This is a genomic window from Moorella sp. E308F (assembly GCF_006538365.1).
Classification (GTDB): domain Bacteria; phylum Bacillota; class DSM-521; order Neomoorellales; family Neomoorellaceae; genus Neomoorella.
In genome coordinates this window covers 33464-59318 of sequence record NZ_BJKN01000002.1, presented here as the reverse complement: position 1 = coordinate 59318, position 25855 = coordinate 33464, and the positions used below count along the sequence as shown (strand labels likewise).

Annotated in this window: 22 protein-coding genes; 2 read left to right on the top strand and 20 right to left on the bottom strand. The window is 57.3% G+C overall.

What is annotated here, in order from left to right; translation table 11 throughout:
- Positions 1 to 4: 4 nt before the first annotated feature.
- The 7 genes from coaBC to E308F_RS06645 all read right to left on the bottom strand — a co-directional run bounded on the left by coaBC (position 5) and on the right by E308F_RS06645 (position 7675).
- Complete coding sequence (coaBC, locus tag E308F_RS06675) at positions 5 to 1237, bottom strand: bifunctional phosphopantothenoylcysteine decarboxylase/phosphopantothenate--cysteine ligase CoaBC (protein ID WP_141264188.1); 1233 nt, start codon at positions 1235 to 1237, stop codon at positions 5 to 7.
- On the bottom strand, positions 1234 to 1437 hold the full coding sequence (rpoZ, locus tag E308F_RS06670) for a DNA-directed RNA polymerase subunit omega (protein ID WP_141264187.1): 204 nt from the start codon (positions 1435 to 1437) through the stop codon (positions 1234 to 1236). The genes coaBC and rpoZ overlap by 4 nt, the downstream gene beginning before the upstream one ends.
- Before the next feature lie 82 nt (positions 1438 to 1519).
- Positions 1520 to 1795 carry an extracellular matrix/biofilm regulator RemA gene (remA, locus tag E308F_RS06665; protein WP_141264186.1) on the bottom strand — a complete coding sequence of 92 codons (276 nt, stop codon included), beginning with the start codon at positions 1793 to 1795 and terminating at the stop codon, positions 1520 to 1522.
- 16 nt (positions 1796 to 1811) lie between these two features.
- Positions 1812 to 2690: a YicC/YloC family endoribonuclease gene (locus tag E308F_RS06660; protein ID WP_141264185.1), complete on the bottom strand. Its 879-nt coding sequence runs from the start codon at positions 2688 to 2690 to the stop codon at positions 1812 to 1814.
- Positions 2691 to 2702: 12 nt separating this feature from the next.
- Positions 2703 to 3875: an LL-diaminopimelate aminotransferase gene (locus tag E308F_RS06655; RefSeq protein WP_141264184.1), complete on the bottom strand. Its 1173-nt coding sequence runs from the start codon at positions 3873 to 3875 to the stop codon at positions 2703 to 2705.
- A gap of 106 nt (positions 3876 to 3981) precedes the next feature.
- The gene (gene dapF, locus E308F_RS06650; protein WP_141264183.1) at positions 3982 to 4827 is read right to left on the bottom strand and encodes a diaminopimelate epimerase; all 846 of its coding nucleotides are present in this window, start codon (positions 4825 to 4827) and stop codon (positions 3982 to 3984) included.
- A 76-nt stretch (positions 4828 to 4903) separates the two neighbouring features.
- Positions 4904 to 7675 carry a cation-translocating P-type ATPase gene (locus E308F_RS06645; RefSeq protein ID WP_141264182.1) on the bottom strand — a complete coding sequence of 924 codons (2772 nt, stop codon included), beginning with the start codon at positions 7673 to 7675 and terminating at the stop codon, positions 4904 to 4906.
- Between the two features lie 130 nt (positions 7676 to 7805).
- On the opposite strand from E308F_RS06645, the gene E308F_RS06640 reads away from it, so the two are divergent.
- Positions 7806 to 9560 carry an Rqc2 family fibronectin-binding protein gene (locus E308F_RS06640; RefSeq protein ID WP_141264181.1) on the top strand — a complete coding sequence of 585 codons (1755 nt, stop codon included), beginning with the start codon at positions 7806 to 7808 and terminating at the stop codon, positions 9558 to 9560.
- Positions 9561 to 9957: 397 nt separating this feature from the next.
- Positions 9958 to 11352, top strand: a complete 1395-nt coding sequence (locus E308F_RS06635; protein ID WP_141264180.1) for an aminomethyltransferase family protein — start codon at positions 9958 to 9960, stop codon at positions 11350 to 11352.
- Here the strand turns inward: E308F_RS06635 and E308F_RS06630 are convergent.
- The 13 genes from E308F_RS06630 to E308F_RS06570 form a co-directional block, all read right to left on the bottom strand.
- Positions 11349 to 11975 (bottom strand): flavodoxin family protein, encoded by a 627-nt coding sequence (locus E308F_RS06630; protein WP_141264179.1) that lies wholly within the window; start codon positions 11973 to 11975, stop codon positions 11349 to 11351. The two genes, E308F_RS06635 and E308F_RS06630, sit on opposite strands and share 4 nt — an antisense overlap.
- A gap of 263 nt (positions 11976 to 12238) precedes the next feature.
- Entirely contained in the window at positions 12239 to 13126 is an 888-nt protein-coding gene (hslO, locus tag E308F_RS06625; RefSeq protein ID WP_141264178.1) for an Hsp33 family molecular chaperone HslO, read from the bottom strand.
- A 4-nt stretch (positions 13127 to 13130) separates the two neighbouring features.
- The gene (pyrF, locus tag E308F_RS06620; RefSeq protein ID WP_253260422.1) at positions 13131 to 13853 is read right to left on the bottom strand and encodes an orotidine-5'-phosphate decarboxylase; all 723 of its coding nucleotides are present in this window, start codon (positions 13851 to 13853) and stop codon (positions 13131 to 13133) included.
- 37 nt (positions 13854 to 13890) lie between these two features.
- Positions 13891 to 17106, bottom strand: coding sequence for a carbamoyl-phosphate synthase large subunit (gene carB, locus E308F_RS06615; RefSeq protein WP_141264176.1), 3216 nt, complete (start codon positions 17104 to 17106; stop codon positions 13891 to 13893).
- 1 nt (position 17107) lies between these two features.
- Positions 17108 to 18196: a glutamine-hydrolyzing carbamoyl-phosphate synthase small subunit gene (carA, locus tag E308F_RS06610; protein ID WP_141264175.1), complete on the bottom strand. Its 1089-nt coding sequence runs from the start codon at positions 18194 to 18196 to the stop codon at positions 17108 to 17110.
- A 106-nt stretch (positions 18197 to 18302) separates the two neighbouring features.
- Positions 18303 to 19598: a dihydroorotase gene (locus E308F_RS06605; protein WP_141264174.1), complete on the bottom strand. Its 1296-nt coding sequence runs from the start codon at positions 19596 to 19598 to the stop codon at positions 18303 to 18305.
- Positions 19598 to 20521 (bottom strand): aspartate carbamoyltransferase catalytic subunit, encoded by a 924-nt coding sequence (locus E308F_RS06600; RefSeq protein WP_141264173.1) that lies wholly within the window; start codon positions 20519 to 20521, stop codon positions 19598 to 19600. Before E308F_RS06600 ends, E308F_RS06605 begins: the two co-directional genes overlap by 1 nt.
- A gap of 105 nt (positions 20522 to 20626) precedes the next feature.
- Entirely contained in the window at positions 20627 to 21193 is a 567-nt protein-coding gene (pyrR, locus tag E308F_RS06595) for a bifunctional pyr operon transcriptional regulator/uracil phosphoribosyltransferase PyrR (protein WP_141264172.1), read from the bottom strand.
- Positions 21194 to 21326: 133 nt separating this feature from the next.
- The gene (locus E308F_RS06590; protein ID WP_141264171.1) at positions 21327 to 22397 is read right to left on the bottom strand and encodes a DUF1786 domain-containing protein; all 1071 of its coding nucleotides are present in this window, start codon (positions 22395 to 22397) and stop codon (positions 21327 to 21329) included.
- Positions 22398 to 22428: 31 nt separating this feature from the next.
- Entirely contained in the window at positions 22429 to 22599 is a 171-nt protein-coding gene (tatA, locus tag E308F_RS06585) for a twin-arginine translocase TatA/TatE family subunit (protein WP_141265201.1), read from the bottom strand.
- A gap of 65 nt (positions 22600 to 22664) precedes the next feature.
- On the bottom strand, positions 22665 to 23426 hold the full coding sequence (locus E308F_RS06580; RefSeq protein ID WP_141264170.1) for an ABC transporter permease: 762 nt from the start codon (positions 23424 to 23426) through the stop codon (positions 22665 to 22667).
- Between the two features lie 4 nt (positions 23427 to 23430).
- On the bottom strand, positions 23431 to 24441 hold the full coding sequence (locus E308F_RS06575; protein WP_373995954.1) for an ABC transporter ATP-binding protein: 1011 nt from the start codon (positions 24439 to 24441) through the stop codon (positions 23431 to 23433).
- A gap of 4 nt (positions 24442 to 24445) precedes the next feature.
- Positions 24446 to 25825, bottom strand: a complete 1380-nt coding sequence (locus E308F_RS06570) for a hypothetical protein (protein ID WP_141264168.1) — start codon at positions 25823 to 25825, stop codon at positions 24446 to 24448.
- Positions 25826 to 25855: the final 30 nt, after the last annotated feature.

The window sequence follows — 25855 nt, the reverse complement described above, 5'->3', positions numbered from 1 at the left end:
TTCTTCATTCCTCCCTTTCCGGCCCTGTTCCCCTTCCCTGAAAGCGTGGCAGGGTTTTGACAGCATCCAGGATGCGGTGGGCCACTTCCAGCTTGGACAGCTGCGGTAATTGTTGCTTGCCCCCGTCAGGAAAAAGCAGAGTGACAATATTTGTTTCGCTGTCAAATCCTGCCCCGGGCCGGGTAACATCATTGGCTACGATTAAATCTAACTGCTTGCTCTGGAGCTTTTGCCTGGCGTTCGCCAGCAGGTCCTCAGTTTCCGCGGCAAAACCGACCAATATTTGTCTTTCTTTCATCCTGCTTAAGGAAGCCAGGATATCGACCGTCGGTTCCAGCTCAAGGGTTAGTTTCTTTTTAGACCCTTTTTTGATCTTCTGCGCTGCTTGAGCCACCGGCCGGAAATCGGCAACCGCGGCAGCCTTCAGGACTATATCTGCTCCCTTAAAACGCTCCTCCAGAGCGGCCAGCATTTCGTCCGCCGTCTGCACCCGTACGACTTTTACCTCAGGTGGTGGGGGCAGCGGGCTGGCAGTGATCAGCGTCACCCTGGCACCCCGCTCCCAGGCTGCCCGGGCCAGGGCATAGCCCATCTTACCGGAGCTATAATTACCTATGTACCTTACCGGGTCCAGGGGTTCCTTCGTACCGCCGGCAGTCACCAATACTGCCAGGTCCTGGTAATCCTGAGGTGCCAGGGCTCGCCGGCAGGCCGCGACAATACGCTCTAAACTGGCCAGTCGCCCTTTTCCCGTGGTACCGCAGGCCAGGAAGCCTTCCTCGGGTTCAATAATGCCCCAGCCGCGCCGTTTTAATGTCGCCAGATTTTCCTGCACGGCGGCTTTAGCATACATGTTGACATTCATGGCCGGAGCCACCAGGGTGGGACAGTTCACGGCCAGGGCCGTTGTACTCAGGAGATCATCAGCCAGGCCGGCGGCCAGCTTGGCCAGGATGTTGGCCGTCGCCGGGGCGACGACAAAAAGATCCGCTTTGTTGGCCAGATCAATATGGGTCAAGGGACCATCGCTCCCGGCCCCGAAAATTGCCGTCAGGGCCGGTTGCCCCGTCAGGGTGCTGAAGGTCAGGGGGCTAATAAACTCCCTTGCCCCTGCCGTCATGATCACCCGTACGGTAGCTCCTTCCTGAACCAAAAGCCGGCAGAGCTCGGCTGCCTTGTAGGCGGCAATGCCGCCGCAGACTCCCAGAAGGATGGTTTTCCCCTCTAAAAACTTCACGCTTTCTTTTTACCCCACTCGTATTTTATTTTGCCCTCAGCAATTTCCATGAGGGCTACCGTTACCGGCTTGGTCCCCTTGGGGTACAAATCGGCAAATTGTCCTTCTGTCAGCGACCGCGCCCTCTTGGCGGCCAGGACCGCCAGGGCGTATTTGCTGCCAACTCTCTTTTCCAGTTTATCCAGGGATGGCTGTTTCAATATTCCTTCCTCCTGAAAAGATAAAAACACCTGCCGGGAAATACTTATTTATAGAAAACCAGGCCTCCCGGTAAATACAAGCTTACTCTTCCGCTTCATCACTTGTATTGATAGCTTCCCGGGAGGAAAGGCGATGGGCCACTGTTTCCGGCTGGACTGCCGACAGGATGATATGATCGCTGTCAGTGATAATCACCGCCCTGGTCCGGCGGCCATAGGTGGCATCAATTAACCTGCCGCGGTCGCGGGCTTCCTGGATAATTCGTTTAATGGGTGCGGACTCGGGGCTGACAATTGCTACTATGCGCCGGGCGGAAACAATGTTGCCAAAGCCAATATTAATTAATTTGATGTCCATACTCCCCCTCCTTTACCTACTCCACGTTCTGGACCTGTTCGCGCATCTTCTCCAGTTCGCCCTTAACCGCTACTACCAGGTTACTTATGGCCAGATCACCGGCCTTGGATCCGATGGTATTTATTTCCCGCCACATTTCCTGCAGGATAAAATCCAGCCGCCTCCCGGCCGGTTCCGTACCGGCCATGGCCGTGGCCATTTGCTCCAGGTGACTTAAAAGGCGGACGATTTCCTCGGTGATATCGGCCTTTTCGGCCAGCAGGGCTACCTCCATCTCCAGGCGCCCGGGATCAAGGGTTATGCCCCCGCTTAGTTCGGCAACCCGCTCTTTAAGACGCCGGGCATACTCCCGAGGTACTTCCGGCGCCCGTTCCCGGATGGCTTCCACCTGCCGGCGCACATACGCCACCCGTTCTTCCAGGTCGGCCTGCAGGCGTTGCCCTTCGGCCCGCCGCATGGCCAGCAAGTTCTCTACGGCTTTTTCTAAAGCCCCGGCTACTACCGGCCAGAGGGTGGCCTCGTCCCATTCCGGTTCGGCAACTTTAACGACCTCTGGTATAGCTAACAGCTTTTCGGCGGTAATATCCGCCGGAATAGCCAGATTTTGCGCCAATTCCTTCAAGGCATTATAATACGCCATTGCCAGGCCCATGTCAACGGTTAGCGGCCGTTTCTCCCCATTTTCTTCGCTAATGCTCACCATTACTTCGACGCGGCCCCTGCTGAGGCTATTTTTAATAACCTGGCGTATCTTTTCTTCCAGGGCTGTATAAAGGCGGGGCAGTCGGATTACCACATCCAGGAAACGCTGGTTTACGGCCCGGATCTCTACGGTAACCGTCCTGCCGGCGCCCCTGGCTTCACCCCGGCCGTAACCAGTCATACTGTTCAGCATGGCCTGCTCCTTCTAAAACTCTACTTTACCTAAAGCCCGCCGCAGGCGTTCAATGGCTTCCTGCATGCGTTCTTTGCTGATAGTCAAAGCAATGCGGAAATAACCTTCGCCATAGCTGCCATAGCCATTACCCGGGGTTATGATCACGCCGGCCTTCTCCAGGACCATCTCGGCAAACTCGGCCGAAGTATAGCCCCTGGGTACCGGCGCCCAGACATAGAAAGTAGCTTTGGGCTTTTCAAGCTGCCAGCCCAGGGAGTTAAGACCGTCAACGATGATGTCCCGCCGCTCCTGGTAAATGCGCCGTACCTCGTCAAGACCTTCCTGGGGCCCCGTCAGGGCGGCAATGCCGGCATACTGGACGGCCTGGAAGACCCCGGAGTCAATGTTGGACTTGAGCCGTCCCAGGGCTTCGATGACATCAGCGCGGCCGCAGGCCCAGCCCAGCCGCCAGCCGGTCATATTATAGGGTTTGGATACGGAGTTAAACTCAATACCGACGTCTTTAGCTCCGGGAGCCTGCAGGAAGGAAGGGGCGCGGTAGCCGTCGTAGGTAATTTCGCTATAGGCGGCATCATGGCAGACAATAAGATCATAGTTTTTAGCGAACTCAACCACTTCCTGGAAAAATTTTAAGTCTGCTACGGCGCCGGTAGGGTTATTGGGGTAATTGATAAACATCAGCTTGGCCCGGCGGGCGACATCGCTAGGAATATCCCTGAGATCGGGTAAAAAGCCGTTGGCTGCCGTGAGAGGCATAAAGTAGGATTCCCCGCCGGCCAGCAGGGTGCCGATATTGTAGACGGGATAGCCGGGGTCGGGTACCAGATTGATATCGCCGGGGTCAACGTAGCAGAAGGAGATATGGGCGATACCCTCTTTGGACCCAATGAGGGTTACTACTTCCCGGCGGGGATCAAGGTCCACATTGTAAAGTTTACGATACCAATCGGCCACGGCCTGGCGAAAAGAGAGCATCCCTACCGAAGTGGGATAGCGGTGGTTTTCGGGGTTATGGGCCTGCTCCACCAGTTTTTCTATGACATGGGCCGGGGTGGGCATATCAGGATCGCCGATACCCAGGCTGATGATATCAACTCCCCGTTCCCGGGCTTCTTCTATTTTTTTCTCAATGCGGGCAAATAAATAGGGTGGTAACTCACGGATACGCCTTGCTTCTTGCATTAATTTTATCCTCCTTACCAGAATAGCATCTTTTAAGCGGGGGCCACCCACCGCTCAAAAGCTTTGCCTCGGTAAACGATATTACCTGCCACCTGCAGTGGCGGTTTTAGTCCTCAGAAAGGGGGAAATCACCCCGGAAGACTTCTACTGCCGGTCCGGTCATGTAGACATGATTATTATCCTTTGACCATTCTATCTGCAGGTCGCCGGCAGCCAGGTGGACCGTCACTTCCCGGTTGCTGCGGCCGGTGAGGGCCCCGGCAACAGCAGCGGCGCAGGCGCCGGTACCGCAGGCCATGGTCTCCCCGGCCCCCCGCTCCCAGACGCGCATTTTTAGCTCGCCGGTGTTCAGGACCTCAATGAACTCGACGTTGGTGCGCTGGGGAAAGAGGGGATGGTTTTCTACCGCCGGTCCTACCGTAGTCACGGGAGCCTCCTCCACATCCGCAACAAAAAAAACGCAGTGGGGGTTTCCCATGGACACGCAGGTTCCCCGCCAGGTGGTACCGGCCACCGTCACCGGCTCGTCCAGCACCGGGGAACCTTCCCCGGCCATGGGAATCTGGCTCCGCTCCAGGCGGGGCTCGCCCATGTCTACCCGGACGCCGGCTACTTTACCGTCCTTGAGGATCAGCCGGGGCTTTATAATCCCGGCCAGGGTTTCCACCTGGATTTCCGGTCCCCGGACCAGCCCTGCTTCATAGGCATAGCGGGCAAAACAGCGGATGCCATTACCGCACATCTCCGGCTCACTGCCGTCGGGATTAAAAATGCGCATCCTTAAGTCCGCCCGGACTGAAGGCAATACCAGGATAAGGCCATCGGCGCCAATACCAAAACGGCGATGGCAGACCCGCCGGGCAAGTTCGGCTAAATCGCCCGGCAATTTTTCTTCCAGGGCGTTTACCAGGACAAAATCATTCCCGAGGCCATGCATCTTGACAAAATGCAACGGCAATCACCCTTATCTTTCACGGCATTTGATGCTCTTATTTTAACATTACCCTTTAATTTTTACCACCTTTATTTTATCTCTGCCACACCAGGCGCCTGGCCGGGGCCAACAGGTAGTAATATATGGCCTGGAGGATGGTGCGCCATCCGGCTGCCAGGATAACTATACCCCAGTGGAAGGAGTTCAAAGGTACTGTTTTAAAGACGGCCTGGAGCAGGGGTATGTAAAGTACCAGGAGCTGCATGGCGGCTGAACAGGCTACGGCCAGCACCAGGTAGGGGTTGGAAAAATAGCCTGCCGCAAAGGGGGAAAGGTGTTCGGAACGGCATTCAAAGACGGCGAAGAGCTGGGCCATGACCAGGGTGGTAAAGGACAGGGTGCGGGCGGTGAGTAAATCGCCATCGCCCAGGTACAGGCCCAGGATAAATACGGCCAGGGTGGCCAGGCCGATCTGGAGACCCAGGACGGCCATGCCCCTGCCCAAACCACGGGCGAAAACACTTTCTCCGGGCGGTCGGGGCGGCCGCTGCATCAAGCCCGGCTCCTTGTTGTCCACCCCCAGGGCCATGGCCGGCAGGCCGTCGGTAACCAGGTTCATCCAGAGAATCTGGATGGGTAAGAGGGGCAGGGGCAGGCCGCTGACAACCGCCACGAACATGGTAAATACTTCCCCGATATTACAGGACAGCAGGTAGCGGATAAATTTACGGATATTATCATAAATGCCGCGGCCCTCTTCCACGGCGGCCACAATAGTGGCGAAATTATCGTCGGCCAGGACCATGGCGGCGGCTTCCCTGGCCACGTCGGTGCCGCTGCGGCCCATGGCAATGCCGATATCAGCCTCTTTAATGGCCGGAGCATCGTTGACCCCGTCCCCGGTCATGGCCACAATATGGCCGCCGGCCTTTAAAGCCCGGACGATGCGCAGCTTGTGGTGGGGCGAAACCCGGGCGTAAACATTGATTTCCGGGGCCACCCCGGCCAGCTCGGCATCGGTCATCGTTTCCAGTTCCCGGCCGTTTAAAACCTGACCTTCTCCTGCCGGCAGTCCCAGTTCCCTGGCCACGGCCCGCGCCGTTACCTGGTGGTCGCCGGTAATCATAACCACTTTAATTCCCGCCTGGTGGCAGACGCGGATGGCCGCTGCCGCTTCCGGCCGCGGCGGGTCCAGCATACCCATTAAGCCCACCAGGATAAGGTTCTTTTCTACCGTTTCTCCATTTAATTCCGCTCCCGCCTCCAGGTCGCGGTAAGCCAGGGCCAGGACCCGCAGGGCCTGCCCGGCCATAGCCTCATTCTCGGCTCTGATGAGCTCGCGCCGGGCGGCATCCAGGGGCAGGACCCTGCCGTCCACGAGGATCCGGTCACAGAGGTCGAGGATCACATCCGGGGCCCCTTTGACATAAGCCCGTAAGCCCCGGCCGGCCCGGCAGATGACGCTCATGCGCTTGCGGCCGGAATCAAAGGGAATTTCGGCCACCCGGGGTTCTTCCCGTTCCAGCCGTTCCCGCCAGAGACCACCTTTGGCAGCTGCCACCAGCAGGGCGCCTTCCGTAGGATCGCCGCTGATACTCCAGCTGCCGCTGTTGCGGTTCTTTGGTCCCTCACCGGCCCTCTCCCGGCCGCCGTTCCGGCGCAGCCAGCCGCCAATGGTCAGGCCGGCCTTCTGCAGGACGGCGTTGTTGCACAGGGCGGCAATGCTGAGCAGCATTTTAAGGTCGCCTGCCACGGTCACCCGCCGGCCCTGGTCCAGGTATTCACCCTGGGGAATATATCCAGTTCCGCTCACCATTAGGCTTCTGCCGCCGGCCCAGACCCGGCGCACGGTCATTTGGTTCTGGGTGAGGGTCCCGGTCTTGTCCGAGCAAATCACCGTAACACATCCCAGGGTCTCTACGGCCGGCAGCTTGCGAATGATGGCCTGGCGCTGCACCATCTTTTGTACCCCCAGGGCCAGGCATACGGTGACAATGGCCGGCAGGCCCTCGGGGATGGCTGCCACGGCTAGACTTACGCCGGCCAGGAACATACTATACAATTCTTCGCCCCGGAAGGTACCGATGCTAACCACAGCAGCGCAGATAGCCAGGCAGGCCAGCACCAGCCAGCGGCCTAAGGCAGCCAGGCGCTTTTGTAAAGGAGTATCTTCATCTTCCACTTCCTGGAGCAGGCCGGCAATCTTTCCTACTTCCGTGTTCATTCCTGTGGCTACCACTACAGCCTCACCGCGGCCGCAGGTGATCACCGTCCCCTGGTGGACCATATTGCGCCGGTCGCCGACGGCTACCGGTCCTCGCAGAGGACCGGGCACTTTATGGACCGGAACCGACTCGCCGGTGAGGGCCGCCTCATCGGCCTGGAGGTTAACGGCTTTTAAGAGCAGGGCATCGGCCGCCACCCGGTCGCCGCTTTCCAGGAGCAAAATATCGCCGGGGACAACCTCCCGTGCCGGTACCCGCCGCACCTCATTATCCCGCCGCACCCGGGCCTCCGGCGCCGCCATTTCTTTTAAAGCTTCCAGGGAACGTTCGGCCCGGTATTCCTGGATAAAGCCCAGGATGGCATTGATAACCACAATGGCCACAATGGTTATCGCATCGGCTATTTCCCCAAGAAAGGCCGAAACAGCAGTAGCCGCAAGTAACACCAGGACCATGAAATCTTGAAACTGGTTCAGGAAGATTATATAAGGCGGTACCTTCGGTTTGGCCTTTAGCTGGTTGGGACCGGCTTCCTCCAGGCGCCGGCGTGCTTCCGCCCCTGCCAGGCCCCGTTGGCCGTCTGACTGCAAAACCTGCAAGGCTTCGTCAGGACTCATCTGGTACCAAAGACGTGACTGCATTCCCCTCGTCCCTTCTTTCTTCCAGAATCACCATCAGTCTATGCCTGTCCCTGGAAGAAAAGAACAGCCGGGCAGGGAGTTTCCAGTCAGCGGGGGGCATGGTATACTATGGGGGAAGGGGCGAGATGTAATGGCTTTTGATGGTCTTTTCCTTGCTGCCATCAAGGAAGAATTAACCGGGCTGATAGGCAGCCGTGTTGACCGCATCTTTCAACCTGAAAAAGAAACCATCATTCTCCACCTGCGTAAAGGTCGCGACACCAAAAAACTCCTCCTCTGCAGCCTGGCCGACCAGGCCCGGGTGCATCTAACGGCGGCCGGCTTTACCAATCCCGTCACACCACCCCTCTTCTGCATGGTCCTGCGCAAGCACCTGGAGGGTGGAACCCTGGCGGCCGTCGAGCAGCCGGGCCTGGAGCGAGTCCTGTTATTCCATTTTCATACGACCGATGAACTGGGCCGGCCGGCGACGCGGCAACTGGTAACTGAAATCATGGGCAAGCACTCCAACATTATTCTCCTTAACCCCGAGGGCAGCATTATTGACGCTGCCCGCCGTTACACCCACGCCGTCAGCCGCCACCGGGAAGTCCTGCCCGGGCGCCCTTATGTCCCGCCGCCGGCTCAGGTTAAGGCCGATCCCCGCGGCCTTGATGCCGAAGCCTTTACCCGCCTCCTGTGGGAAAGCCCCTGGGATACACCCCTGGAGCGCCTGCTGGTGGAAAAACTCGCAGGATTAGGACCGGAAACCGCCCGGGAAGTCGTCTGCCGCGCCGGCCTGCCGGCCGGAACAACCATGGAAAGCTGCGGCGAATACGAACTGGCCCGTATTTATCAGGCCCTCCGGGAAGTTGTGGCGGCTGCCAGCCCTGAGGCCTGGCAACCGGTCGTCGTCATGGGCCAGGAACGGCAGCCTCTGGCCTTTGCCGCCTTTGAACTACACCAGTACGAGGGATTACCACGGCAGCCTTTTCCAACCCCCTCGGCCGCCTGCGACAGTTTTTATCAAGCCCGGCGGGAACGGCAGCTCCTGGAAGGAGCCCGGCGCAGCCTGGAGCATATCCTCGATCGGGAATTGAAACGCTGCTATAAAAAAGAAGGACTGCAGGCGGCTACGGTGGCTGAGGCTGCCGGCGCGGAAAAATTCCGCCTGGCCGGGGAAATCATAACAGCCAATATCTACCGTCTGGAAAAAGGGCAGTCTACTTTAACGGCCCCCAACTTCTATGATCCGGCGGGCGAAATGGTAACCATCGAGCTGGACCCGTCTCTGACACCGGCCGAAAACGCCCAGATGTATTTCCACCGCTACAACAAGGCCAAAAATGCCGCCCGCCTGGCTAAAGAGCAGCTGGAACAAACCCGCGCCGAGATAGCTTACCTGGAAAGCATCGCCCAGGCCTTGAGCATGGCTGTAAACTTCGACGACCTAGCGGAAATTCGGCGGGAGCTGCGTCAGGCAGGGTATCTGCCGGAAGAAAAGGAAAAAGAAAAGCCGGGAAAAAAGGGTGATAAAAAAGATGCCGCCCGGCCCTCCCGGCCCCTGGAATTTACTTCACCCGATGGTTTTAAAATCCTGGTCGGCAAAAATAATCGCCAGAACGACTGGCTGACCTTAAAATATGCCGCTTCAAGCGACCTCTGGCTCCATGCCAAGGACATCCCCGGCTCCCATGTGATTATCCGCACCGGAGGCCGGGAAGTGCCCGCCCCCACCCTGGAAATGGCCGCCCGCCTGGCGGCCCGCTACAGCCGTGCCAGCCAATCCAGCCGGGTGCCGATCGACTACACCCTGGTGAAAAACGTCCGCAAACCCGCCGGCGCCAGGCCCGGCATGGTCATTTACGACCACCAGCGGACGGTTTTTGTAACGCCAGCGGAATAAATAAGCACGAGCCGCCCCGCTGACGTAGCTTTATTCCCCCGGGTGATATTTGTGGCTGCCAGTGCCCCGTCTATCCCGGCGTTGCCCTTTTTGTTGATGCCTTGTGCAAAAATGACGAAAAAACGAGCTCGGTTTCTGATCATACTGACGATGATCCGGGACCACGGGCAGTGTTTTGATAGATATAGACCGGAAGACAGACCGGCCGCGGCCGAACCGGAAACAGGAGGAGGAAAGTCGGATTTACCTTAGTTTTTCGACAGGAGAGCGGAAGACAAACCAGTTTGTGGCGTGGGTAGGTGGAGCTATTCGATGATACAACATAAACCGGATATCCGGGTTGCTCCAGGCCAGAGGTGTGAATTTATTTAATTTATCCTAAAAAGGAGATGGGATTATGTATTCACCAAACAGTCCGGTGTATGAGGGTGCCACTCTATTATTTCCTTTGGGTCCAGGACTGATTGTTCCCTTTGAATACACAGGATACAAAGAGGAGATTTTGGCCTCAAAAACCACCGCCTGGATCGGACTCAGTCTAATGAACTCGCCGGTTTATGACTTAAAAGGCCCTGATGCGGTGAATTTTTTGAACTCTGTCTGTGTTAACGATTTTGCCAATCTAGGTGAAAAAGGAATCCGGCATGCCGTCATTTGCAATGAAAAAGGGCAGATCCTGACAGACGGCGTGGTGATTAAAATTGCGGAGGATACCTTCCGCACCTACTGGCTGAATCCTCCCATTGATTATCTCGTTAAAACAAGCGGTATGGACGTAGAAGGCGAAGACATCACCGGACGAGAATACTTTATCCAGATCGCAGGGGAAAAATCGCTGGAAATCCTGGAGAAGGCCTGCGAGTGTGACCTGCACGACATCAAATTCGCCACCCACCGCATGACAAAAATCAACGGCAAGGATATGAGGGTAATCAGGCTGGGTATGACCGGAAATCTGGCCTATGAAGTCCACGACCCCATGGAAGATTTTGAAGAGGTCTATCAACGGATCTGGGAGTCAGGCAGGTCATTTGGGGCGAAAAAGCTCGGTTTCCATGCTTATTGCCTGAGCCATACCGAAGGCGGGTTCCCTAACATCCATATTCATTATCCCCTCCCCTGGTTTGAATCTGATGAGGGCCGTTATGCGGTTGACGGGGGGCTCTCTGTCTACCTAAAAGACCGTCCTGATATTGCTATTTATAATATAAACCGCCGGCTGCGGGGAAGCGTTGGGGACGACCTGGACGTCCGCTTTGTGACACCTTACGATGTCGGCTGGGGACACCTTGTAAAGTTCAATCATGAATTTCCCGGCAGGAAGGCCCTGGAGAAGATTGCTCAAAATCCCCCGCGGACTGTAGTCACCCTGGAGTGGAACGCAGAGGATATCGCCGCTGTGTATGCCACTCAGTTCCGGGGCAGGGAAGTGGAACCCTGCGAAAGAATTGATGCTGAGCCGCTAGATATAGCTTATCAGGAAAATATTGCCGGATGGCCCGACGAAGGATTTATTTACCGCGCGGACAAGGTCATGGCGGATGGAAAGATGGTCGGCATCAGCACCGGCCGAATTTGCAGCTATTACTACAACAGGATGATATCTCTCGGGTTTATTGACCCCAGGTATGCAGAGGTAGGAAAAGAGCTAACCTTGATCTGGGGAACCCCGGGTACGCCGCAGAAGGAGATTCGCGTTAAAGTTGCCCGCTACCCGTATATTGATCTAATCCGCAATGAACACCGGGATGTGGAGACGATTCCGCGTTACAGGAAATACTTTCTCTTTTAGATTATTTCCTGCATTTTTCTTTCTACCTCCTTACGAAGGCTGATGGTTCTTGCCAGCTTTTTTCCGGCATTCCGGGCATTCTCCACAGCCCTTTCGTCCTGCAAAGCTTCTCCCGCCTTAAAATAACCAATCGCTTTTATAGTGCTGATGATTCTGTATCCTAAGGCTTCCAGGGGTTTTATCATGGCTTCAGCGGTAAAACCCATATCTGCTTCATCATGCTGCTCGCACACAGCAATAACAACAGCATACTTAATGCCTAAGGCTTCATGAAGCCCCACCCAACTGGCCCGATCATCCCTTGCAAACGCTTCAAAGCAGTAGCACCTGTCAATAAAAGCCTTCATAGTAGCGGTAATATTATAAAAATAAGTCGGAGACCCCAGAATAATCCCGTCAGCTTCCAATAAAAGGGGATATAGCTTCTGCATATCATCCTTGATGACACACCGCATTGTATCTTTGCAGCCTTCACATCCTACGCAGTCCTGAATTGAGTAATCTCCTAGAAAAACTAGCGCAGTATCTGCATTCTCTTTTTCAGCAGCCTGCAAGGCTGCCTTCACCAAACCGGATGTATTGCCATGTTTCCTATTACTGCCGACCACGCCAAGAATTTTCATAAACATCACCTCGGTAAAAGGGTAATCTGTTTAGATTAAGAAAAGACAATAAAAACCATCTCATTACCAAATATTAATGGCAATAAGTAGTGCTAAACTAATCCCTCTTTAATCCCTTAGGGCATGTAAAACTGGTTGCTGCGCAGCAGAGCCTCAAACAGGTGCACTAATTTGCGCGCTGTAAGTTATATTGTTATTTTTCCCGTGTTGGCAGGAAATAACTCCCCTTCGCCGGTAAATTAAGCTGCTAATGCTCCGGAGGGTCATGATTCTTCCTGCCCTGGAAGGGCAGCGAGAAGTTCCGCCACTTCCTCCCGGCTGAAACGATATGTCCGGCTGCAGAAGGCGCACCGGGCCTCGGCACCACCCTGTTCTTCCAGGAGCTTTTGTAGTTCTCCCGGCCCTAAAGCCAGGAGAATATCCTGCAAGCGCTCCCGGGAACAATCGCAGGCGTAGTGTAAAGGCCGACGCTCATGGATTTTGAGGGAAAATCCTTTAAGAAGCAGGGCCAGGATATCTTCCGGCGTGTGCCCCCGGGCGATGAGGCGGCTCACCGGGCCTGCCGCCTCAATATTTTTTTCCAGGGTTGCAGCTGTTCCTTCGGCCGATCCCGGCAGAAGCTGCAAAAGATAACCGCCGGCAGCCCCCACCTTTCCGCCGGGTTCTACCAGGACTCCTAACCCCACGGCTGAAGGTTTTTGTTCGGAGGCGGTAAAATAGTAGGCCAGGTCCTCCCCGATCTCGCCGGAAACAAGCGGCACGCTGCCGTTGTAAGGCTCCTTCAACCCCAGGTCTTTAGCCACATACATCATTCCCCTGCCTACCGCCCGGCCGACGTCCAGCTTGCCGTCATGCCTCAAAGGCAGGTCTACCCCCGGTTCCGCCACATAGCCTTTCACCGTCCCCGGGCGAGCCACAGCCACAATGCTGCCCAGGGGGCCGTCACCCAGGATGCGTACAGTAATACTCTGACCTTCCTTGAGGGTTGCCGCCATCAGGGCTGCCCCGGTCAACACCCGACCCAGGGCCGCCGTCGCCGTCGGCGAAGTGTTGTGCAAGTCCTTCGCTTCCTGCACCAGCAGGGTAGTTTGCGCCGCTATGGCCAGGATCTGGCCCTCGCCCGCCGTAGCCCGCACCAGGTAATCCTTCATAACGTTATATAACGCCCTCCATTTCTTCCCCGATGGCCCTGGCGGCGGCAGCCGGGTCGGGAGCAGCGGTAATGGGGCGGCCGATTACCAGGTAAGAAGCCCCCTCCTGCAGTGCCGCGGCCGGGGTCATAACCCGGCGCTGGTCGCCGCGGTCGGCTCCCGCCGGACGCACTCCCGGCGTTACAATGAGAAATTCCGGACCGCAGGCTTCCCGGATGGCCCGTATCTCCCGGGGCGAAGCCACCACCCCGTCCAGCCCCGCTTCTTTAGCCAGCCTGGCCCAGCGGACCACCTGATCCTCTACTTCCCGTTCAATGCCCACCTCTTCCTGCAGGGCTTTCCTGTCAAGGCTGGTCAAAACGGTAACCGCGATAAGTGCCGGCACCTGGCAGCCCAGGGCCGCGGCCTCCTCCCGGACGGCGGCAGCGGCCGCCTCCATCATGTTCCTGCCGCCGGCGGCATGGACGTTGAGCATGTCCACCCCCAGGCGCACCAGGGCCCGGGCCGCCCCGGCCACGGTGTTGGGTATGTCATGAAGCTTCAGATCGGCAAAGACTTTACCGCCCCGCTCTTTAATCATGCGGATGGCCGCCGGCCCGGCGGTCGTGTAAAACTCCAGGCCTACTTTAAACATGCCGACGTAAGGGAAAAGCTGGTCTACCAGCGTTTCCCCGGCCGCCAGGCTGGCAACATCCAAAGCCACGATTATTTTATCTCTGGCTGGCATAAAGATCATCTCCTGTCCGGCAATCTCACTTTATTGGTTAAGGGCGGGATACATACTCCTGCAGGGGTTTAAGTTCAAATTCATCCCCGGATTTCAGAGACTGGAGGACTTTAAGCAGGGCCCGAGCCGTGTCCAGAGAGGTAAGGCAGGGGATGCCCAGTTCGGCGGCGGCGCGGCGGATCTTAAAGCCGTCCCGCCCGGGCATCTTGCCCCGGGTCAGGGTATTGAGGACGAAGTGGATTTTCCCTTCGCGGATATAATCCAGGATGTGGGGCGAACCTTCGCGGATCTTACCCACCCTTTCCACGAAGAGCCCGGCCGCGGCCAGGGCACCGGCCGTACCGGCCGTAGCCACCACTTTGAAGCCCAGTTCGGCAAAGCCCTTGATAATGGAGACCGCTTCCGCCTTATCCTTATCGGCAATGGTAGCCAGAAGGGTCCCACGGCCGGGGATGGCGCAACCGGCAGCCAGCAAGCCTTTGTAAAGGGCCCTCTCATAGACGGGATCAATACCCATAACTTCGCCGGTGGACTTCATCTCCGGTCCCAGGGAAGTATCCACCTGGAGGAGCTTGCCGAAGGAAAAGACGGGGACTTTCACGGCGGTAAAATCCGGCGGCGGCATTAAGCCGCCCCGGTAGCCCTGCTCCGGCAGGCTTTTGCCCAGCATGACGTTGGTGGCCAGGGCCACCATGGGCACGCCGGTAATCTTGGAAAGATACGGTACCGTCCGGCTGGAACGGGGGTTGACCTCCAGGACGTAAACTTCTCCCTGGTGAATTACGAACTGGATATTGAGGAGGCCGCGAACGCGCAGGGCCCGGGCCAGCTGTTGGGTATAAGCAACAATTTTTTCGGCCACTCCCGTTGGTAAGCTGTGGGCCGGATAAATGGCAATGCTGTCACCGGAATGGACGCCGGCCCGCTCGACGTGTTCCATGATGCCGGGGATTAGGACTGTCTCACCGTCACTGACGGCGTCCACTTCTACCTCGGTCCCCGGCAGGTATTTATCCACCAAGATGGGGTGTTCCGGGGCGACGCGCACGGCGGTGGTGGCATACTCCAGGAGCTCGCCCTCGCTGTGGACGATCTCCATGGCCCGGCCGCCCAGGACGTAGGAAGGCCGCAGCAGCACCGGGAAGCCGAGTTCTTTGGCAATCCTCGCCGCCCCGGCTACGGAAGTCGCCGTTCCGCCCCGGGGCCTGGGGATCTGGAGTTCATTTAACAGGGCGTCAAACTTTTCCCGGTCTTCGGCCCGGTCAATATCGGCCACCGTAGTACCCAGGACCTTAAAGCCCGCATCAGCCACTACCCTGGCCAGGTTGATGGCCGTCTGGCCGCCGAACTGGACAATCACCCCTTCCGGCTGCTCCTGTTCCAGGACGTTTAAGACATTTTCCGGTGTCAGGGGCTCAAAGTAAAGGCGGTCTGAGGTATCAAAATCGGTGCTGACCGTTTCCGGGTTGTTATTGATCATTATGGGGTGTACACCCGCGCGGCGCAGGGCCCAGGCGGCATGGACCGAGCAGTAGTCGAACTCGATCCCCTGGCCGATGCGGATGGGCCCTGCCCCCAGGACCACAACTTTGCGGCCGTTCAGGGGCCGGACCTCGTCTTCAACGTCGTAGCTGGAATAATAATAGGGCGTAACGGCTTCAAACTCGGCTGCGCAGGTATCCACCATTTTAAAGGTGGGCCTGATCCCCTCTTCCCGCCGCTGCCGGGCTATGGCCGCCGGCGGCAGACCGGTAAAGTTGGCAATCTCGCCGTCGCTGAAACCCATAGCCTTGGCACGCCTTAAGGTGGCCCCATCCAGGGTAGGGCCTGCCGCTATGAGTTTTTCTTCCATGGCAACAATGGCTTCAATCTCGCCTAAAAAATACGGGTCAATGCCGGTGATTTCATGGATTGATGCAATGGTCCAGCCCCGGCGCAGGGCTTCGGCAATAACAAACAGGCGCTCGTCGTCGGCCTCGGCCATTTTGCGGCGCAGGGCGCCGTCGCTGAAACGCTGGAAGGCCGGTACCCTTAAACCATCAAGCTTTAATTCCAGGGAACGAATGGCCTTTAAGAGAGCGCCGCTGAAGGTGCGGTCAATGGCCATTACCTCCCCGGTGGCCTTCATCTGGGTGCCCAGGAGGCGCTCGGCCAGGGAGAATTTATCAAAGGGAAAGCGCGGGATTTTCACGACGACATAATCCAGGGCCGGTTCAAAGCAGGCTTTGGTTTCCCGGGTGACGGCATTGGGAATCTCGTCCAGGGTTAAACCTAAGGCGATCTTGGTGGCCACCCGGGCAATAGGATAGCCGGTAGCCTTAGAAGCCAGGGCGCTGGAGCGGCTGACCCGGGGATTGACCTCAATGACGTAATAACGCATGCTGCCGGGATCCAGGGCGAACTGGATATTGCAGCCCCCTTCGATGCCCAGGGCGCGGATGATCTTGAGGGCCGAGCGGCGCAGCAGGTGGTACTCCCGGTCGGAGAGGGTCTGGGAGGGGGCGACGACGATGCTGTCGCCGGTATGGATGCCTACCGGGTCAATATTTTCCATATTGCAAACGGTAATACAGTTATCGGCCCCGTCGCGGATGACTTCGTACTCGATCTCCTTCCAGCCGGCGACGGAGCGCTCCACCAGGATCTGTTTGATAAGGCTTAGCTTCAGGCCCTTCAGGGCGATGGCCTCCAGCTCCGCCTCACTCCGGGCCACCCCGCCGCCGGTACCGCCCAGGGTATAGGCCGGCCGCACAATGACGGGGTAGCCGATTTCCCCGGCAAAGGCCAGGGCTTCCTCGACGGTGTTGACAATCCGGCTCTCGGGTACCGGCTCCCCCAGTTCCAGCATCATGGCCTTGAACTGCTCCCGGTCCTCAGCCCGCTGGATGGCCTTTAAAGACGTTCCCAGCAGCTCTACCCCGGTTTCCTCCAGGACGCCGGCTTCGGCCAGCTCCAGGGCCAGGTTCAACCCTACCTGCCCCCCCAGGGTGGGGATCAGACCGTCGGGCCGCTCCTTACGGACGATCTTGGCTACAAAATCCAGGGTCAGGGGTTCCAGGTAAACGCGGTCGGCCATGTCCCGGTCGGTCATGATGGTGGCCGGGTTGGAATTGACCAGGACAACCTCCATTCCTTCTTCCTTTAAAGCCCGGCAGGCCTGGGTACCGGCGTAATCAAATTCCGCCGCCTGGCCGATGATAATGGGCCCGGAACCGATGACCATAATCTTTTTTAACCCGGGTTTAACCGGCATCTCAGTGGCCCTCCTTTCTCCGATTGCCATCTACCATCTGAATGAATTCATGAAAAAGGTACTCGGAATCCGTCGGGCCCGGAGAAGACTCGGGGTGGTACTGGACGGAAAAGATAGGCAACTGCCGGTGACGCAAGCCTTCAACGGTACCGTCATTAAGGTTGATATGGGAGACGGCCACTTCTCCCGGTAGTGTTTCAGCCCGGACGGCGTAGCCGTGGTTCTGGGAGGTGATGTAGACCCGGCCGGTACTTAAATCCTTGACCGGGTGGTTGCCGCCCCGGTGACCGAAGGGGAGCTTATAGGTATCACCCCCCAGGGCCAGGGCCAGAAGCTGATGGCCCAGGCAGATGCCCATCATAGGTACTTTGCCCAGGAGTTCCCGGATGGTAGCCACGCCGTAAGGTACATCCTTGGGGTCGCCCGGGCCGTTGGAGATGACCACCCCGTGGGGCCGGGTGGCTAAGATGTCAGCCGCCGTACTCCGGGCCGGCATGACCATGACCGTACAGCCCACGCGATGGAGCCAGCGGATGATATTCTCCTTGACACCGAAATTATAGAGGACGATGCGGCGCTCGCCGCCTTCAACCGTAAAAGGTTCCTTATTGGTCACGGCCGGCACCAGTTTGGGGCCGCTTAAAGGTGGCTCCATGGCGGCCCGGGTCTTTAGCTCCTCCACGTCAACTTCTCCTGTGGCCAGGATGCCCCGCATGGTACCATGGCGACGCAGGTGCCTGGTAAGGGCGCGGGTGTCTACCCCCTGAAGGGCCGGGATGCGGTTTTCTTTTAAATAATGGTCGATATCCCCGGTGGCCCGCCAGTTGCTGGGCCGGGGACAGGCTTCATGGACGATAAAGCCAGCCACCCGGGGGCCTTCGGATTCCCAATCCTCAGCATTAATACCGTAGTTACCAATAAGGGGATAGGTGAGGACAACAATCTGGCCGCAGTAAGAGGGATCGGTCAGGATTTCCTGGTAACCGGTCATGCTGGTATTGAAAACTACTTCGCCATGGCAGTAGCCGGGATAGCCAAAGGCCTCGCCGGTAAAAACCGTACCGTCTGCCAGCACCAAAAAACCTTGCACCGGCGTTCACTCCTCTAAAATAACGTTTCGATATCTTCTTGCAGGAGAGGTTAGGTTCTTTCGCCAAATTATTTGCCTTCGTGGCGGGGTTGTTGGCCCTCATAAGTCAATCCTCTATGACCTTCCCCTGCTCCATAACGATGCGGCCGCCGACGATGGTCGCTACCGGCCAGCCCTTTAGCTTGCGGCCATGCAAGGGCGAGTTATGACCCAGGGAGTAAAATTCGTTGACATTGACTTCTTTCTCCAACTCCGGGTCAATGATGGTCACGTCGGCTACCCCTCCCGGCGCCAGGCTGCCCCCGGGTACATTTAAAATCCGGGCCGGATTTACCGTCCAGGCCTGTACCGCCTGCAGCCAGGTCAATTTGCCGGGCAGAATCAGTTCCGTCACCACCAGAGGCACGGCCGTCTCTAAGCCTACCATACCGAAGGGAGCGTAATCGTATTCTACATCTTTATCCTCATCGGCATGGGGAGCGTGGTCGGAAGCGATGGCATCAATCTCCCCGGCCGCCAGGGCCGCTGCGACGGCCGCCACGTGGTCCGCCGGCCGCAGGGGCGGGTTGACCTTGGTGCTGGTGTCATAGCTCTGGACCAGTTCGTCCGTCAGGCAGAGGTGATGGGGGGTAGCTTCAGCCGTTACTTTAACACCTCGCATCCTGGCTTCTTTGAGGAGACGGACGGAACCTGCCGTGCTGACGTGGGCCAGGTGCAGCCTTCCTCCTGTAATTTCCGCCAGGATAAGATCCCGGGCGACCATCACCTCCTCCGCCGCCGCCGGTATCCCCCGAAGGCCCAGGATAGTAGACAAAATGCCTTCATGCATGAGACCTTCGTTAGCCAGATTGGTATCTTCACAGTGGCTAATTACCGGCAGGTTGAACATTTTGGCATACTCTAGGGCATGCCGCATGACCAGGGCGTTCATTACCGGGTGGCCGTCGTCGGAAATAGCTACTGCGCCGGCCGCCGCCAGTTCCCCGATTTCCGCTATCTCCTTACCTTCCAGCCCTTTGGACAGGGCACCTACGGGATAAACCCGGACTACCCCTTCCTGCCGCGCCTTTTCTTTGATAAAGGTTATGACGCTGGCGCTGTCGGCCACAGGATTGGTATTGGCCATGCAGGCCACAGCCGTAAACCCCCCGGCAGCCGCTGCCCGGGTACCGGTGGCAATAGTCTCCTTCTGCTCGTACCCCGGCTCACGTAAATGAACATGCATATCAATCAGGCCGGGGGTAACAATTTTACCCTCTGCCGCAATTACCTCTGTACCCGCTGTGGGGGTGATGTCGGCTTCCAGAGCAACGATTTTATCTCCTTCAAGGAGCAGGTCGCGCCGGGCGTCCAGATTCTGGGCCGGGTCAATTACGCGCCCGCCTTTGATTAAAATAGCCATCAGTTGGCACCTCCAATCAGCAGATAAAGCAGGGCCATGCGTACGGCCACGCCGTTGGTAACCTGTTCGTTAATGGCCGCTTGCAGGCCGTCGGCTACCGCCGGGGCAATCTCCACGCCGCGGTTCATGGGACCGGGGTGCAGCACCAAGGCGCCGGGCCGGGCGAGTTTGAGGCGCTGGGGAGTTAATTCATACAGGCGGGCATATTCCCGGAGCGAGGGGAAGAGGCCCTTCTTCTGCCGCTCCTTCTGGATACGCAGGACGTTAATGACGTCCACGTCTTTGAGAGCTTCTTCGGCGCTGTAATACACTTTAACACCCAGCTTTTCCACCTCGGGGGGCATCAGGGTCGCCGGGCCGACTACCCGGACTTCCGCTCCCATTTTAGTCAGGCCCCAGATGTTGGAACGGGCCACCCGGCTGTGAAGGATATCCCCCAGGATGGCCACCTTTAGGCCCTTAAAGCCGCCCAGTTTTTCTTTGATGGTAAACATGTCCAGCAGGGCCTGGGTAGGATGCTCGTGCATGCCGTCACCCCCATTTAAAACCGAAGCCTCAATGGTACGGGCCAAAAGCGCCGGGCTGCCGGCAGCGCTGTGGCGGATGATGACAGCGTCGGTTCCCATGGCCGCCAAGGTGCGGGCCGTATCCTTTAAAGACTCGCCCTTTTGGATGCTGCTGGTGGCGGTAGCGATGCTCACCGTATCGGCGCCCATGTACTTGGCGGCCAGTTCAAAGGAAGTCCGCGTCCTGGTGCTGGGTTCGTAGAAAAGGGTGACAACCAGCTTGCCCCTGAGAGTAGGGACTTTTTTAATATCGCGGCCGAGAATCTCTTTCATAGGGGCTGCTGTCTCCAGGATGAGTTCAATTTCTTCCGCTGTAAGGTCCTTTAACCCCAGCAGGTCTTTATGTTGTAACCGCATAGCAAAATCCCTCCGTTTCCCGGGCATAAAAAAACTCCTTATCAGCTTACTGGCTAATAAGGAGGACTGCTCCCGCCCGTCCTTATTAGCCTCGCGGGACTAATTTCAAGGACTGACATCGGCTGCTTGAGGCAGTTCCCTGATCAACACCTGGTCGACACCGTCGATTTCCTTAAGTTGAACGGCTATCTCTTCTTTACGGGAAGTCGGGACATTTTTCCCCACATAATCGGCGCGAATTGGTAATTCCCGGTGCCCCCGGTCAACGATTACTGCCAGTTGGATGTTCTGCGGCCGGCCCAGGTCCATCAGGGCATCCAGGGCCGCCCGGACCGTCCGGCCGGTAAAAAGGACATCATCCACCAGGACCACCTTCTTACTGTTGATATTAAAGGGGATCTCAGTACGGTGAACGACCGGCTGGACGCTCAAAGTAGTGAGATCGTCGCGATAGAGGGTGATATCGAGAATACCTAAGGGTACCTTCACCCCTTCAATCTCCTCAATGAGTTTCTGCAGGCGTTCGGCCAGGGGCACGCCCCGCCGCCGGATGCCGATTAGGACCAGGTTTCCTGTCCCGCGGTTGCGCTCCAGGATCTCATGGGCTATGCGGGTCAGGGCCCGGCGCAGCTTATCGGCATCCATGATCCTGGCTTTGACCGCCAGCTCCATCTTAACCCCTCCTCCGGGCATTAAAAAACCTGCGCATGAAGGTTGGCGCAGGCTTAGCATACCACTAGTATACCTATACTACTCCCTTGCTAGCCTCACCGGACTAACTTAAAAGGACCTTCAAGATGGTAGTTTAGCCCAAAGTTTGTCCCCTGTCAAGGGCAATTTTACCGATGTCACCGGCCACCGCGGCCACCAGGCCGAAGCAACCGCTGAGCATCATGTCACCATAAGGAGCGGCCCAGTAGTAATCCTGGTGTATGGTCAGCCGGCGCTGCGGACCCGTTACGGCAACGAAACGGAAGCCCCCACCCGGCCGGTAACCGGGATCAATATAACATCCGTGGCCGCCGTCATTAAAGATTTCCTCATTGGTAAGCTCCCCGGCCCTCAACTTTTCAACAAAACTAGCCAGCTTGTGGCCGCTTAAACAGCTGGTATGATGCTCAAACAGGCCCCATACCCGCTGCTCCTGGAGGAGAACCCCAATGGTGTGCTGGTTGCCGCAATTGACAACGATCAACCCTTCCTTGCTATGGGCCGCTACCCTGGCATCGCACAGGGCACCCCACAGGGCGGCCGCGCCGGTGTCCATGAGCCAGGCCCCCGGTACCTGCTCCTGTACGGCCTGCATCCGGGTTAGATAACGCGGCGGCTCCCGGTAAAGCAGGTCTGCCAGGCGGCCGCCGCCGGCAACAAAGCGCTGCCAGTGCTGAAAACGAAAGAAGCGGTCGCTCGTGCCTTTCGGCGCCTCGCCGTGATCCAGGACGGCTATGGCCACTTCCGCTGGAAGGCTGACGCCATAGGGAGCCAGGCTACCGGCCAGGGTATCAAGATCAACATCGCCCGTCTTAATGGTTACTGCATCCCCGGGCGGTTCTTCGGTTATTTCAATGCCCAGTTGCCGCACCCTATCCAGGTCGTCATAAACCGTCCGCGCTGCTGCGGCCGTAGCATAGACTTTTAAACCGGCAGCCAGGTGGCGGCGCAAAGCTCCTACCAGGGCTCCACCACCCATAAGGTAACCGGTAAGGAAGACGTCCCGGCGGGCGGCTGTGGCTGCCTCCACCTGCCGGCCGCAGATTACTGTTGGCGAGGGTAAAATGAGCTGGACGCAGTTTTCCAGGGGCTGGTCCGGACGGTAGAGCAGGATATCCTGGGTGCCGCCGCCGATGTCTATGGCCAGTAAAGGCCGGCTTAGCATTTTGCCACCTCCGTACAGGGGATGGGATGCCCTATTTCTTCTCCGGATTGTCGTCAGCCTTGAGGCCTTTTTTAAATTCGTTGATGGTCCGGCCCAGGCCGCGACCGAGTTCCGGCAACCTTTTGGGACCAAAGATGATTATCGCCGCCAGGATAATGAGTATCCATGCGTAAGGGCTGAATAAAGTGCCGAGGGTTACGATGGTTATTGCCCCCCTTTTTTAACCTTATACCCAGGATAACATATTCTCCCTTCCGGGACAACCTGCTAGCCCGTTAAACGCCGACGCAAGAGGTAAAGGGGCGGGTAGAAAAAAATGGCAATAAAAACTACCAGCCAGGCTACATGGACCAGGAGTTCCGGACTTAACTGCCCCAGGACCAGGGGCCGTACCAGCTCCACCACATGGTAAAGGGGGATCAGCCAGGCCAGACGCTGGACGATTAACGGCAGGGCATCCAGGGGAAAGAAAACTCCGGCAAAAAGAAACATGGGGGTAATAATCAGGGTGAAAAAGTAGCTGAAGGTATCAATCTTAGGTACCAGGCCGGTCCAGATCATCCCCAGTTCGGCAAAGGCAAAGCCGCATAACACCAGGACCGGGGGCACCAGCAAGGCCGCTGGCGATTGCACCAGGCCAAGAAGGGAAATCACCAGTAAAATTACCGTACCATAGAGGACACTCTTAAAGGTCCCAAAAAGCATTTCCCCCACCACTACCTCATCCAAGCTCACCGGGGTCGCCACAATGGCATGGTAGGTCTTTTGAAACTTCATGCGGACAAAGCTGTCATAGGTACACTCGGAGGCCGTAGCCCACATGGCCGAAGAGGCAATCAGCCCCGGGGCTAGAAACTGGAGGTAGCTCATACCATTGATGGCCGGAATGTAATAGCCCATACCGTAACCCATGGCTGCAAGATAAAGGAGTGGTTCCAGGAAATTGAACATAATATTGGTCAGCCATGTTTTGCGAAAGACGACAAAATTACGCCAGAAAACTTTCCAGGCACGGTAAGAGATATCCATCTTATTAATTCAGGCCCCTCCCGGTTAGCTTAAGGAAAACATCTTCCAGGGTCGCCGGCCTTAACCTCATATGGCTGAATTTACTGTTTAAGCCCTGGACCTGCCGCCAGACTTCGCGGCCGTCGCTGGTATATAAATACAGGGTCCGGCCTATGGTCTGGTGGGCCAGGATGCTGCCACCCACCAGGGTTAAAATGGACCCGGCTTCGCCGTCTACCGGTGCCAGTTCCAGGACTTCCCGGCCGACATGGCGCTCGACCAGCTCTCCGGGCGACCCCTCTTCCAGGATTATCCCCCGGTCCATAATGACCAGCCGGTCGCACAGCTGGGCCGCCTCCTCCAGGTAGTGGGTAGTGAGAATTAGGGTTACACCGGCCGCTTTTAGCTGGCGCAATTTCTCCCAGATCATGTGGCGGGCTTCCGGGTCCAGGCCGGTGGTGGGTTCATCTAAAATTAAAAGCTGCGGTTTATTTACCAGGGCCCGGGCAATGGCCAGGCGCCGCTTCATACCCCCGGAAAGGTGCTCGACCTCAATATGGGCCTTTTCCTCCAGGCCGGCAAAGGCCATGAGTTCCTGGACGCGTTTGTGGGCCTCCCCCCGGGGGATATCGAAATAGCCGGCATAGAGAAACAGGTTTTCCTTTACTGTTAACTCCGGGTCCAGATTATCCTCCTGGGATACTACCCCCAGCCGGGCCTTAATTTCCCGCGGCCGGCGGCGCACGTCATAGCCCAGCACTTCCAAACTACCCGCAGTCACAGGGGTAAAACAATGGATCATTTTGATGGTGGTGGTTTTTCCAGCGCCGTTGGGTCCCAAAAAGCCGAAGCACTCCCGGGGACGGACCGTAAAATCTATCCCCTTGACAGCCGTAAAACCGTTATATTTCTTTACCAGGCCCCGCGCCCGGACAACATCCGTCAAAGCCAATCCACCCTGCCTCAATAAAAATACCCCGCTTTCGCCGGGGTGAAGTTTAATAATATTATAAGCCATGATTGCCATTTTTAGCAAGGGCCTAGCGGCTGTAGGCCCTGGCCCGCGTCCTCTCCCGGGGCAGGCTAAAACCGAAGAGAGCCGCCAGGCGTAAGGCCAGGCGCACCGGCCAGAAGGCGAGCTGGCGTTTTAACTCTTGCCGTTCCTTCTGCAGGTCGGCCACCGTCCGTTCCAGGTCTTCATTGGCGATGAGAGTCGTCTGGAGGCGGTATTCCTGCTCCCGCAGCTGTTGCTTCAGGCGCGCCTGTTCGGCCTGGGCATCGCTGACGGTTTTATTGAGGGTTCCCTGGAGCTGCATGAGGCGGGTCTCCAGGTGGCTGACCCTTTTCTTCAAGGTATCCCGCTCAACCCTTAAGTTTACCAGCTGTTCTTCTATCTGGGTGAGCTCCTGGCGCAATTCTTCCTTACGCCGGTGGAGTTTTTCCAGATCGCTTAACAGGTTTTTATTCTCCTGGCGCAGGTCTTCTATTTCCTGGCGCAGCTTTTCTTTTTCTTCATCCTTTTGCTCCACCTGGCGGCCGGCGGCAGCCTTACCGCCGTTAATGAGGCTAAATTCCTTGGGGGCCGGGGTTAACTTTTCTGTTTCCAGAGTGAGGGCGGCGGCTTCGGCCCCGGCGGCTATTTCCTCCCAGGCCGGCGGTTCCACGGTGGCGTTCTTTACCGGCGTAAATTTCGGGGCCGCCGGTGGCGACGCCTTCTCGCCGGTGTGCTTCAGGGGGAATAACTTGTCCCAAAAATCGCCTTCTTTAGCCGCTGGTGCCGGTTTGGCCAGGGGGAGAATCTGCTCGCCGGCCCGGGGCATTTCCACTAACTGGGGACCACTGCCGCCCTTGCCTGGCGCTGTTCTGGTTGGAGATCCCGGAGACTGCGTTTCCTGGCCGTTACCGGTAGGCCCGGCCGCATTTACCGGCTGGAGCGGGGACTTATCTCCCGCCGGCTCCGGTTCGACATAGGCCCAGTGGATGAGGCCCCAGCGGCCGTCTTTTAGCCGCAAGAAACGGCCATCGGCTACCAGCTTTTGTTCTCCCGGTACTTCCGGCTTGCCGGCTTCCTTTAACTCCGCGTTGATTTCACTTAAACGCAGGGCATCTCCATGGGCCTGAAGGACGCGGTGAGCGGCATCGTTTTCCTTCAATCCGTCCAGGCGCAGGCACCACAATCCCTTGCCTTCACTGCGAAAGCAGGGGTTCTTGGTCAAGCAGCGGTTCACGTTTTTCTGGATCTTGGCCAGATTATGGCTGGTCAGCAGGTGCTGCTGCGCTTCCTGGACTAGCTCGTCCATCGATTGGGGCGAGTACTCGAATAAACGTAATTTAAGCAGGTCGGTAAGGGAATCCAGTTTTCCTGTTACTTTAACTTTAGTTATCTTGGGAGCCGGGGCATTTTTAGGTTTTTTGGCCACGGGTGTCACCTCTTCCAGTTTTTAGTATTA

Bases quoted from the DNA above. Each gene is read 5' to 3' on its own strand.
- E308F_RS06630 (WP_141264179.1), bottom strand. From the start codon at position 11,975: ATGAAAATTCTTGGCGTGGTCGGCAGTAATAGGAAACATGGCAATACA.
- pyrF (WP_253260422.1), bottom strand. From the start codon at position 13,853: ATGCCAGCCAGAGATAAAATAATCGTGGCTTTGGATGTTGCCAGCCTG.
- E308F_RS06605 (WP_141264174.1), bottom strand. From the start codon at position 19,598: ATGGCTATTTTAATCAAAGGCGGGCGCGTAATTGACCCGGCCCAGAAT.
- E308F_RS06580 (WP_141264170.1), bottom strand. From the start codon at position 23,426: ATGGATATCTCTTACCGTGCCTGGAAAGTTTTCTGGCGTAATTTTGTC.
- E308F_RS06635 (WP_141264180.1), top strand. From the start codon at position 9,958: ATGTATTCACCAAACAGTCCGGTGTATGAGGGTGCCACTCTATTATTT.
- E308F_RS06660 (WP_141264185.1), bottom strand. From the start codon at position 2,690: ATGCTGAACAGTATGACTGGTTACGGCCGGGGTGAAGCCAGGGGCGCC.
- E308F_RS06590 (WP_141264171.1), bottom strand. From the start codon at position 22,397: ATGCTAAGCCGGCCTTTACTGGCCATAGACATCGGCGGCGGCACCCAG.
- hslO (WP_141264178.1), bottom strand. From the start codon at position 13,126: ATGAAGGATTACCTGGTGCGGGCTACGGCGGGCGAGGGCCAGATCCTG.
- carB (WP_141264176.1), bottom strand. From the start codon at position 17,106: ATGCCGGTTAAACCCGGGTTAAAAAAGATTATGGTCATCGGTTCCGGG.
- E308F_RS06640 (WP_141264181.1), top strand. From the start codon at position 7,806: ATGGCTTTTGATGGTCTTTTCCTTGCTGCCATCAAGGAAGAATTAACC.
- E308F_RS06645 (WP_141264182.1), bottom strand. From the start codon at position 7,675: ATGCAGTCACGTCTTTGGTACCAGATGAGTCCTGACGAAGCCTTGCAG.
- E308F_RS06600 (WP_141264173.1), bottom strand. From the start codon at position 20,521: ATGCGGTTACAACATAAAGACCTGCTGGGGTTAAAGGACCTTACAGCG.
- E308F_RS06655 (WP_141264184.1), bottom strand. From the start codon at position 3,875: ATGCAAGAAGCAAGGCGTATCCGTGAGTTACCACCCTATTTATTTGCC.
- remA (WP_141264186.1), bottom strand. From the start codon at position 1,795: ATGGACATCAAATTAATTAATATTGGCTTTGGCAACATTGTTTCCGCC.
- pyrR (WP_141264172.1), bottom strand. From the start codon at position 21,193: ATGGAGCTGGCGGTCAAAGCCAGGATCATGGATGCCGATAAGCTGCGC.